12 protein-coding genes are annotated in these 11,305 nt (G+C 34.2%); 10 read left to right on the top strand and 2 right to left on the bottom strand.

Annotation, left to right across the window (positions count from 1 at the left end; all coding sequences use genetic code 11):
- The first annotated feature begins 833 nt into the window (after window positions 1–833).
- The 7 genes from PVA17_RS23345 to PVA17_RS23315 all read left to right on the top strand — a co-directional run bounded on the left by PVA17_RS23345 (window position 834) and on the right by PVA17_RS23315 (window position 7,275).
- Window positions 834–1,067, top strand: coding sequence for a hypothetical protein (locus PVA17_RS23345; protein ID WP_274069140.1), 234 nt, complete (start codon window positions 834–836; stop codon window positions 1,065–1,067).
- The gene (locus tag PVA17_RS23340; protein ID WP_337993633.1) at window positions 1,052–1,378 is read left to right on the top strand and encodes an MFS transporter; all 327 of its coding nucleotides are present in this window, start codon (window positions 1,052–1,054) and stop codon (window positions 1,376–1,378) included. Before PVA17_RS23345 ends, PVA17_RS23340 begins: the two co-directional genes overlap by 16 nt.
- A gap of 307 nt (window positions 1,379–1,685) precedes the next feature.
- Window positions 1,686–1,871, top strand: coding sequence for a hypothetical protein (locus PVA17_RS23335; protein WP_274069138.1), 186 nt, complete (start codon window positions 1,686–1,688; stop codon window positions 1,869–1,871).
- A gap of 507 nt (window positions 1,872–2,378) precedes the next feature.
- A complete protein-coding gene (locus tag PVA17_RS23330) occupies window positions 2,379–4,325 on the top strand; it encodes a primary-amine oxidase (RefSeq protein WP_274069137.1) in 1,947 nt (648 codons plus the stop codon).
- Between the two features lie 22 nt (window positions 4,326–4,347).
- Window positions 4,348–4,893 carry a hypothetical protein gene (locus tag PVA17_RS23325; protein ID WP_274069136.1) on the top strand — a complete coding sequence of 182 codons (546 nt, stop codon included), beginning with the start codon at window positions 4,348–4,350 and terminating at the stop codon, window positions 4,891–4,893.
- 14 nt (window positions 4,894–4,907) lie between these two features.
- On the top strand, window positions 4,908–6,428 hold the full coding sequence (locus PVA17_RS23320; protein ID WP_274069135.1) for an aldehyde dehydrogenase family protein: 1,521 nt from the start codon (window positions 4,908–4,910) through the stop codon (window positions 6,426–6,428).
- 34 nt (window positions 6,429–6,462) lie between these two features.
- A complete protein-coding gene (locus PVA17_RS23315; protein WP_274069134.1) occupies window positions 6,463–7,275 on the top strand; it encodes a helix-turn-helix domain-containing protein in 813 nt (270 codons plus the stop codon).
- Between the two features lie 1,146 nt (window positions 7,276–8,421).
- Here PVA17_RS23315 and PVA17_RS23310 read toward each other — a convergent pair.
- Window positions 8,422–8,871 (bottom strand): NUDIX domain-containing protein, encoded by a 450-nt coding sequence (locus PVA17_RS23310; RefSeq protein WP_274069133.1) that lies wholly within the window; start codon window positions 8,869–8,871, stop codon window positions 8,422–8,424.
- A 670-nt stretch (window positions 8,872–9,541) separates the two neighbouring features.
- On the opposite strand from PVA17_RS23310, the gene lepB reads away from it, so the two are divergent.
- From lepB to PVA17_RS23295, 3 genes are all read left to right on the top strand, one after another.
- Window positions 9,542–10,132 (top strand): signal peptidase I, encoded by a 591-nt coding sequence (gene lepB, locus PVA17_RS23305; RefSeq protein ID WP_274069132.1) that lies wholly within the window; start codon window positions 9,542–9,544, stop codon window positions 10,130–10,132.
- Window positions 10,133–10,353: 221 nt separating this feature from the next.
- Window positions 10,354–10,905: a DUF6773 family protein gene (locus tag PVA17_RS23300; protein ID WP_274069131.1), complete on the top strand. Its 552-nt coding sequence runs from the start codon at window positions 10,354–10,356 to the stop codon at window positions 10,903–10,905.
- Window positions 10,871–11,065 (top strand): helix-turn-helix transcriptional regulator, encoded by a 195-nt coding sequence (locus PVA17_RS23295; RefSeq protein WP_248718819.1) that lies wholly within the window; start codon window positions 10,871–10,873, stop codon window positions 11,063–11,065. Before PVA17_RS23300 ends, PVA17_RS23295 begins: the two co-directional genes overlap by 35 nt.
- A gap of 133 nt (window positions 11,066–11,198) precedes the next feature.
- On the opposite strand, the gene PVA17_RS25310 is transcribed toward PVA17_RS23295, so the two are convergent.
- A partial coding sequence (locus PVA17_RS25310; protein WP_337993632.1) for an IS3 family transposase occupies window positions 11,199–11,305 on the bottom strand: 107 nt, incomplete at its 5' end.

The following is an 11,305-nucleotide window of genomic DNA, read 5'->3' as shown; positions in this document are numbered from 1 at the left end:
ATACTCAATAGATGGGTATTAATGTAATAAATTCGAAATAATGCTATGATTCATATAAGTATTTATGGATGATACAAAACTTGTGATAAATCTACGTCCTCCAGATTTGTCCGATATATGATAGGAGTCAAATTTTAATGAATAGTCCAATTTAATATTCCCCTATTAAGCCAAAATTTGAAAAAATGGGGGATATATAATATGAATTTGAATAGAAACTTTTCTTTATTACTATTGGGTCAGTCACTCGCTAATATAGGCGATGTATTATATATAGTCAGTGTTATAAGTACAATTTTTGTATTAACAGGGTCTGTCATTTACAATTGCTTCTTCTATGTTTATATCCAGTCTGCTGACACCTCTTTTTGTTGAGAAATTAAATCTTAAATGGGTACTTGCTGGGTCACAAATTGTAAAGACAATTTTACTCTTTATTCTAGGGTTTGTGTTAATTGCTTTAACAGCAGCTAATTATTATTTTATCTTTTTAATAATAGGATTTTTGACGGATGTGCAGATCCAATACGACAGACATTGACTCCATTCTATGTTAAACCTGAACATCTAATTCAAGCTAATGGAATTTCAGAAACTATTACGCAGGTCATACAAGCATGTATGTGGTTCGTAGGAAGTTCATTGCTGATTATTATTAGTTCTCAACAACTTATTTGGTTCGTTGGATGTTTATTTGTTATTGCAAGCATATTACTTTGCCTTTTAGAAAGTGTAATCTATGAAACTACCGAGTTAAAAGGGAAACTAGAAAAGAGGGTTGGAAAACTTTATCTAACACTCCGGTGTTAAGAAGGATTGCTTGGATAGAATTTTTGGAAACAATTGCTGCAACGGTTTGGATAGCTGCTATTTTATATGTGTTTGTCAACGATGCTTTGAACGTTGATGAAAAATGGTGGGGATTTATCAATGGCGCTAACTTTTTAGGACTGATTTTAGGGAGTGCTTATTGTATTAAATTTTCTTCATTTATTGAAAAGAAAATAGGAACCTTTATTTTTTCGGTTCATTCGCAAGTTTTTTATTCACAATATTATTTAGCCTAAACAGCATTCCAATCATTTCCTTACTTTTATCGCTCTGTGTAGGGCTTTTTGGACAAATTAAAAAAATTCCTCAACAAACGGTTATACAAACTAGTGTGCCAAAAGAACAGTTGTCAACTGTTTATACCTCGTTAGGTGCTATCGGAACTGGGATATTTGGCGTTGGCTCTCTTATTATGGGGCTAGTAGCAGATTTTTTAGGAATTAGAATTGTATTCGTTATTTCGGGGCTATTACTTGCGATAATAAGTACAATTGCTCATAAAAATAAGCAATTGTTTGTTAGAAATATTATGGAACAAAAAAATTAAAGATGAAGGATTTTATTAGCTATCATGTCCTTTGTTTATTAATGATTGTGTGTTAGTTTGTGAAGTAGGACCATCATTTTTGATGGTCTTTTTATTGAGGCTGTTTTCGTAAACTTTGGCGCTTTTATATTGTGATACTATAATGACGTAAAAGGAATTAAATGGTCATTGTATAAAGGTTTGAATATGATAAATTAGGAATAGAAACCAACTTTTGGGAAGGTGAACCCAAATTAATAAATATAGTGTTCTTTCACTTACTACTTTAGTAATCTTCGTTGTTATGTTTTTTACAATGTGGAATGGAGTGTCGTTAGGAGCATTAGGTAAACCATATATTCTTTTAATGTTTTTGTTCCCATTATTAGGAGCTTTTTTAGGATTAAAAGCAAAAAAAAGTTTATTAAAATGGCTACTAATAATACTTAACATTATTGCAATCTGTATCATCGGGTATATTTTATTACTTGCTTACGGTATTGCCGAAAGCTAATTGAAACAAGATGGGTAGCATTTTTTCGCTATCCTCTTTTTTATGCCTTACTAAGTTTCCCTTAAAGAATTGACAGTATTATAGTTCGATATTTACAAATAAGCATTTGCTCCACTCGTTTTTCAAATACTACGTTTTTCTCTAAAACAAGCCAACGGAACGAGAAAAGGATAACTATCCTTTGCACACAAGTAAAGCATATTTAATTTAACGAAATTACATGGAGTTTGTGATACATATATTAAGCATTACTATGGCAAGATGGAAGAAGACTAAATGGTGGTCACGCGTCTGATCGCTTCTAAATAGATTGGTAGATTGGAATGCAAATGACTTTAACTGCTGCTCAATTGGGACTTTTTACAAAAATACAGAACGGTTAAAGTAGAAAAAAATGTATTTCTTTAGCTAAAAATCAACCTATATATAATAATGCCGTTATTTACAATCACTTCACTGAATTTTCTGATTATAATGAAAGGGAACAAATTATAAGGGGTTGATAGGATGTCAGTAAAGGTTAATCCAAACGTTGAGCTAAGCCACCCATTATCACCATTGTCTGAAGTAGAAATTGAAAAAGCTGTTCAAATTGTCAAGGAACAGCAACAGTTGTCTGAACATGTACGATTTATGTCGGTCATGTTACATGAACCTAAAAAATCAGAAGTACTAAATTACAAACCAGGTAAAACGGTAGATCGCCAAGTATTTTTAGTGATTTTAGATGATAAAGAATTGAAAACATTTGAAGCAGTTGTAAATTTAACTTCAGAAACAGTTGATTCCTACGAACATATCCCTGGTGTACAACCGAATGTAGCCCTAGAGGAATTTGAGCAATGTGAAGAATTAGTAAAGAGCCACCCTGATTTTGTAGCAGCTTTACGGAAACGTGGCATTGACAATCCTGATTTAATTATGGTTGATCCTTGGTCAGCAGGGAATTTTGGCGTTCAGGAATATGAAGGTAAACGTTTACTTCGTGCGATTTGTTGGCAAAAACAATCATTAGAAGATAACGGATATGCATACCCTTTAACAGGTATTGTATCGTATGTAGACCTAAACAAAATGGAAGTTTACAAAGTAGAAGATCATGGGATACGTCCAATTCCAACAACATCAGGGAATTACCATCCTGAAGCTGATGAATCCATTGTGTTTAGAAATGACTTAAAGCCATTGGAAATCATTCAACCTGAAGGTCCAAGCTTTACAATTGAAGGTAATTTGATCAAATGGCAAAAGTGGAGTTTCCGCTATGGATTTACTCCACGAGAAGGCCTTGTATTATACACAATTAATTACCATGACAAAGGCAAGGATCGTCCAGTTATTTATCGTGCAGCATTATCAGAAATGGTCGTCCCTTATGGTGAACCAACATTTTCGCATAACACACAAAATGCCTTTGATGCTGGTGAATATGGCATGGGTCAATTAGCCAATTCGTTAGAGCTAGGTTGCGACTGCTTAGGAGAAATTCAATACTTTGATGGTGTTGTAGCTGATGTTAAAGGAAATGCGCGTACGATCAAAAATGCCATTTGCTTACACGAAGAAGATTACGGGATTGGTTGGAAACATACAGATTGGCGTACAGGCCATGTAGAAGTACGGCGCTCTCGTCGTCTAGTGATTTCATTTTTCTGTACAGTTGGCAATTATGATTATGGCTTCTATTGGAGCTTCTACCAAGACGGTACGATTGAAGCTGAAGTCAAACTTACAGGTATTTTAAACACTGGTACATGTGAGGATGGTATTCAAACAAAATATGGATCTGAGATTTCTCCAGGATTAAACGCATCACATCATCAACACTTCTTTAATTTCCGACTTGATATGATGCTAGACGGTGAAAATAACTCAGTAGTGGAAACAGAAACAGTATCAGAAACATTGGGAGAACACAATCCGAACGGCAATGGTTTCTATCCTATTTCACGTATTTTTAAAACGGAGAAGGAAGCGTTACGTAATTTAGATTTAAAAACGCAGCGTACTTGGAAAATTATCAATAAAAACTCACTTAACCGAGTGAATCAACCGGTTGGCTATAAAATTTTGCCTGGCGAAAATTGCTTCCCATTTGCTCATGACGAAGCAAGCGTTATGAAACGTGCTGGTTTCCTTAAACATCATTTACACGTTACGCAATTTGATGAAAATGAAAAATATGCAACAGGTATGTATCCAAATCAACATGCTGGAGGAGATGGACTCCCAAAATACGTTGAGAATAACCGTTCAATTGATGATGAAGATATCGTCGTTTGGTACACAATGGGCCATCATCATATTCCGCGCCCTGAAGATTGGCCTGTCATGCCAACTGCATACATCAATTTCCAATTAAAACCGGTTGGATTCTTTGATCGAAACCCAGCCATAGACGTTCCTAGACCCGCCAAGAAATGTCACACAACGTCGTCTTGTCATCTACAATAAAACGCTTACGAGGAGTGATTATATGCTACCATTCCTAAGCATGTTGGTTATTGTTACTTTTACGGTAATTACTAACCGTTTACTAAAACAGCGTTTTGCCAATCATGGCATGGCCAAGTGTTGTATAATGCTGATTTCTATGACAATGAGTACTGCTGTTGGGGTGAACATGGCTACCTGGCTTTCCGATATGGTACTAGGTGCAATAGCATCTATTATTATTGCTATTGCCTTAGGCTATTTACTATCAATAGGGTTACCATTGTCCCTATTCATGGAAAGTGTAGGATCTAGCTTTATGGGAGCAATGATGGGCGTGATGCTAACATTAATGACCTCTCAATATTTAACATTAAGCATTATCTTTTTTACAATGATGTTTATTGTAAGTGCTATCATTTCAATCGGTGTATGGAATCGTGAAATGTTTCCTGTCTTTATAAAAGCCATTCCAAAGCATATTTACATTGTGGCTAGTGTAATGATTTGTGTACTAGTAGTAAGTAGTTTTGAGATTCAACATGAGGTGCCTGTAAAAGAAGAACAACAGCATTATAATCATCATTAAGGGGGTCGATCATTATGGTAAAGGTAAATGTTAAACCGAGTATTGAAGAGTTTGGCATTCAATTCAAAGGGCAATATGACAATTTTATCGGTGGTGAATGGGTAGCACCTGTAAATGGAGAGTATTTCGATAATAGTACACCTATCACGAAAGAAGTATTTACACGAGTAGCCCGTTCAACAAAAGAAGATGTAGAGCTAGCATTAGATGCCGCTCATAAAGCCCAAAAAACTTGGGGGAAAACACCCGTAGCAGAACGGGCACGAATCTTACTAGCCATTGCTGATCGTATGGAAGAAAATCTTGAAAAAATTGCAAGGGTAGAAACTTGGGATAATGGGAAAGCGATTCGTGAAACGATGTATGCTGATATTCCATTGGCAATTGATAATTTCCGCTATTTTGCAAGTGCCATTCGCGCACAACAAGGGCAAGTGACACCTATTGATGGGGATACAGTAGCTTACCATTACCAAGAACCTATTGGTGTAGTTGGCCAAATCATTCCATGGAACTTTCCTATTTTAATGGCAGCTTGGAAACTGGCGCCAGCACTTGCTGCAGGAAATAGTGTTGTCTTAAAATTAGCAGAACAAACGCCGGTATCATTCTTATTCGTAGTTGAACTTATTCAAGACCTATTACCAAAAGGTGTCTTAAACGTCATTAATGGTTTTGGTATAGAGGCAGGAAAAGAGTTAGCTTCAAGCCCACGTATTGGCAAAGTGGCCTTTACGGGTTCTACAGCTGTCGGCAAACTAATTATGAAATATGCATCTGAGAATCTAATTCCCGTTACACTAGAGTTAGGTGGCAAATCGCCTAATATCTTCTTTGAAGATGTCATGGATGCTGATGACGGATATCTAGATAAGGCGATTGAAGGATTAGTTATGTTTGCTTTAAATCAAGGTGAAGTTTGCACTTGTCCATCTAGAGCCTTGATCCATGAGTCTATTTATGATCGTTTCATGGAAAAAGCCATTGAACGAGTAAAGCAAATTAAAGTTGGTAATCCATTCGAACTTGAAACAATGATGGGTGCACAGGCTTCAGAAGAACAACATAAAAAAATTCTTTCTTATTTTGAAATTGCCAAACAAGATGGTGCAGAATGTTTAATCGGTGGTGCCGAAAATCACCTTGATAATTTAGATGGTTATTTTATTCAACCAACTATTTTTAAAGGCCATAACAAAATGCGTATTTTCCAAGAAGAAATTTTCGGTCCTGTATTGGCAGTGACTGCGTTTAAAACCTTCGAGGAAGCGATTGAAATCGCAAATGATACGATGTATGGATTAGGGGCAGCTGTATGGTCACGTAATACAAACATTACCTATAAAGCAAGTCGAGAGATCCAAGCAGGACGTGTTTGGATAAATACGTATCACCAATACCCTGCAGGTGCAGCATTTGGCGGTTATAAAAAGTCAGGTATCGGTCGAGAAAATCATTTAAAAGCTTTAGAATCGTATCAATCAACTAAATGTGTCTTAGCTAGTTACAATGAACAAGCGCAAGGATTCTTTTAATTTTACCTAAGAGTGAACTAGAGGGGGCGGTTTATTGAGTAGCTATTATCCAATCCAACCTGAATTGGTCCAAAAAACGTATTCTTATAGAGAACTTGCTCCAAACAGCCATTTAAACCAGGATATACTATTTTATTATGAGTTTGAACCAATAGGCATTAATAGTGATATTCATGTCATTCCTGATGCCTGTCAAGATTTGATGTTTTACATGGGCAAAAATCAACAGGTTGTCTTAGGGAATACCCCGACTACACGTGAAATTTATTCATTTACCCCAAAAGGTAAATATTTTGGTGTTCGTCTAAATCCAAAACAAACAGTTATTCAATACAATTGCGCATTAAAACAAATTGTTCAACAACCGTTTGTTAATGTTGAATTAGGCTGCACACTAGACTCTAAATTTATACAATCTGTTTTTGAAGCAGAAGATTTCGAACAAAGGGTGCAGATTTGTAATGAGTATTTTGGTTCTCAAAAAAAGGATAAAAGCTTGGGTGATGAAATATTCGCTACTTGTTTTGATTCTATTATTGAAAATAATGGGCTGTTTTTACCAGCTGTAATTCAGCATAAAACAGGTTATTCCGAGCGATATATCCGAGAACTTTTTTACAAAAAAACAGGTTTTGGACCAAAAAAACTAAGCAAATTCATTCGTATTCAACTCTTACTTCAACATTTTTCTTTTGAAGAGACACCTGTAAACATTGACCAATATGGTTACTATGATCCTTCCCATTATTACAAAGAATTTAAAAGTTTACTTGTCATAACACCTGCTGAATATATAAAAGAATTTTTAGGTTGGAAAAATATAAAACGAAAGTTTCTATCTTATTAGCCCCTCAAAGTTCACTCTTTTTATAAAGAGGCTATGTCCAAAGCGAATGGTAAAATTCACTTTTTATTTATTTGAAAACAAAAAGCTGAACTATTGTAGTGCTGTGTTAGCATAATTGTTCGGCTTTTCTAGTTGCTTAAAACCTTTTGTCCCAGCCTCTGTAAATGTCAAAATAACAAGGTACATTTTTGCTAGTCTAATCATGTACACTTTCGCTAATTAACTACGTTTCTATACATATGCGTGAATAATTACACTTGACACGGAGCCTCTACTCGCATCATTCGCTAGCCTAGAAACCAGCTATATCACTGGCGGATAACCCGTCGAGGCTATTATGCTCGCCACCCCCTGTATAGTTGTAAAAACAAAGGGAATTACAAATGTACTTGGTTAAACAAACATTTTTGTACATATTTATTTCAGCTTTTATATCAAAATCGTGGATAGAAGAGCCAAAACCATGGATAGGAGAACCAAAGGTATGGAAAGAAGAGTCAAAATGTAAATGTTAAAATAACAATGTGCATTCGCTACCTTAGGGGAAATTCCTATTAGCTATAAAAATTCATAACATTGATCCATTTGGAACAAATACTCTGAGACCTAAAAGTAATCCTTCCTTTTTACATCCCCCATATTTGGCGATGAACAAAACAAATAACATTACATAATATAGAAACATGAAATATTATCAAAAAGGATGATGTGTTATTTCTATAGTAAGAAATGGTACCCTTCCTAACGGAGAAATACAAGACGGCTGGGAAGATGTTGATGTTGTTTGGGACATTGATCGTTGGGAGAATGACGGCGGTAGAAGTGTTGGAACTCTGTATTAAGAGGAAAATACGCCGAGAGATGTGCTTATTTTAAATAAATTTTTCTATTGCCTTCCACATTATCTGTAGAGGGCTTTTTTATGTTCTTATTTGGTTCATCTTCAGTTTTATAAAATTGAAATAGTACAATGGTTATGATATAGACTGACTCAATATTGAAGGGTTTAAAAAAGCTATGAGATAGCTCGTTGAAGAGTATGTAAAGCATTCTACATTGTATAATTTCAATAATCCAGATGATTATTTGTTTTTGGTAGCTCAGTTAAAGTACGAAGTTGATTTTTAATAAAAGTATAAAACCGTGCTACTGAACATAGTCGAATACTTTAATATCAACTTCGTCAATGAATCCAATCTTCTCTTTTAAATCCCATAATTTTATTTCAGACGTTTCAGAGTTCTTCAGAAATGGTTGCAGTTTTTTTATGAAAGAAAAATAAACAGGATTATACTTTACGTTACCGTTGGATAGGTTTTTCACTTTTAGTAAGCCGGTAAAATCTAAATCTTTTACGATTTGTCCTGTTTCCTCATAAAGTTCTCTAATAGCACATTCCTTTGGCGTTTCATTTTCTTCCCTTTGTCCTGCGGGTAACTCCCATTGTTCTCTCCAAGTGTTATAGCACATAAGATATTTCCCTGAACAATTTAACACTGCAAAAGAGCCTGCAATGGGTTCGTAGGAATTCATTTCTTCTTCTTTTATACTAATAAAATCAAGAAATTCATAACCGTTATTCTTAGTAAGGTTCAAATGATTTCACCAACCATTTCAATTTTATTTATAGAATATTAAAGTTCGATAAATGCAAGCTGTCAAAAGTATCTAAATGAAGAAAGCAAGAACTTTTTAATATTTCACAACAACTTCCATACGAGCTACAAAAAGTAATTAAACGCTTTTCTCATACTTACAAAATGTTTGTTCTTGTACCGATAATACTAAGATTTCAGACAGGTAGCAAATATCGTCATTTACCTAAAAAGTTGCCTGTAGAAAAAAATGAAAATCTAAAAGAAAATGATAGCATATAGATTCTTTAGTCCATTGTTATATACTGCAACGATGAAAAAAATTTAGTTTATAACAAGTGTGAAATATTCAACTTGATAGTTCATTCAATTAAATTTTTAATATTTCATCTTTTTTAGAACAAAAATGCTTTTAAAGAGCCACGGTGTCGACTAGTATAAACAAAGATAAAAATTAGGGCAGATATTATGGCGAATTCAGCAATAAATATGAATTATGCGGCTTGAGCTACAGTGATTAAAGAAATGGATATCATCGTTAAATGTATAAAATGGCTTTTTTGACCTTTGTTTGTAATTGAGTTTCAAAAAATATAATCATTTGAACAGAAAATTGAAACTATTTTCCTTTTTTTACGTATTAATTAAGAGAAATACTAGGAGGTGGAATTTTGGGAGAAGAAATACAGGGAAAACAGACAAATGAGTTTGTGGAATGGGTAAAAGCAATTGCTTTCGCTTTATTGGTGGCATTTTTAATCAAGCAGTTTTTATTTACGCCAGTACTCGTAAAGGGTGCTTCTATGGAACCGACATTGGAAGAAAGCGATCGTGTTATTGTTAATAAAATCGGTCCGAAATTTAAGTCAATTGATCGATTTGACATTGTCGTTATTAATAACATGATGATAGACAATGAAGAAAAAAATATTATTAAACGTATCATTGGTCTACCAGGAGATAAAATCGAGTATAAGGATGATCAATTATACATAAACGGAGAAAAGTACAGTGAACCTTATTTAGATCAGTACAAGAAGGATTTAAAAGATCCTGGGTCACTTACATATGATTTTACGTTAGAACAAGACTTAGGTGAAACTACTGTACCAAAAGGGCATTACTTTGTATTAGGTGATAATCGTCGTGTAAGTAATGATAGTAGAAATCCTGAGTTAGGTTTCATCCCTAAAGAAAAAATAATGGGTACAACAAGTATCGTCTGTTGGCCGATCGAGCATATTGACTTTAGGTTTAACTGATAGATCGAAAGCTTAAAACCTAATAAAGATAATAATAATGACCACTCCACAAATGAGTGGTTTTTTGTTTTGTCTTTTGTAAAACCAACGTCTGGAAGACGCACGCACAAAGGGTATCATTTCATTAATGAAAAATATAATCAACTTTTTGCAATATATACATTGCAAAAAGACAGATATTCTGTATAATTAAAATCATAAAATAAAGGGGGGAAATATGGATGTTTTGGAAAAGTAAACACGTCGATGAACGAATTAAAAATCAGCAAAATAAAATTTACAAGGAGATTTTTTTCTTTGTCATTGTAATATGTTTAATATCGATCCTAATAAAATTCATAACAGAGGGAGTTTCCTCAGTAAATGTATTAACAGAACGGTTGATTTTATTATTCTCAGCAGTTTATTATTGTGGCAGAGCAGCCTATCTCGGCATATTTACTGATGAAGTAGAGATTCACGATAGTACAAGTAAATTTAAATTAAGTACTAAATTTATTATTTTCGGTGTTGCTATTGGCATGGTTATTGCAATTATTATGGGTGTTAACAGTGCATTCAACTATGCAGAAAGTACTCCACAAGCAATATATTTTTTCTCTTTGGTATTTTTTGTTTCACTGTTATTGTATGCATCATGTATTGCCGGAATTTTACTCTTATTTTATGGGCTTGCTAAAAAGAAAAGTGATCGAGTTATTCAAAGAATGTTAGAAGATGAAGATAGTGGTGATCGATGTGAAAAACATACGCTTAAAAATGGCACGAATTGAACATGATTTATCACAAGGTGAATTGGCTGATAAAGTGGGGGTTACTAGGCAAACAATCGGTTTAATTGAATTAGGTAAATACAACCCGACTTTGAATTTATGTATCGCGATATGTAAAACGTTAAATAAAACCCTAGATGAATTGTTCTGGGAGGAGTAAAACTGTCGTTATGTTATCAAAGAGGCTATCTACTAAACAGATAGTCTTTTTTCTTTGAATCTCTATTAAAGCCGAAATAAAAAAGATCGAAGCCATTAAAATGTACCCTTTGTAAAGGACATTTAAAAAAAGGTTAGGCAACTTTTTGAAGCTGCTGTCTGTATTTTGCAGGCGGCAGCTTTTTTAAATTCCATTGCCCCCGATAATGATTGTAATAAATCATATAACTCTTAATTTCTT

This window comes from Lysinibacillus sp. CNPSo 3705 (genome assembly GCF_028674935.1).
GTDB lineage: Bacteria > Bacillota > Bacilli > Bacillales_A > Planococcaceae > Lysinibacillus.
Note: the sequence above shows the minus strand (reverse complement) of the source record. Positions and strands in the feature narration are given on the sequence as shown.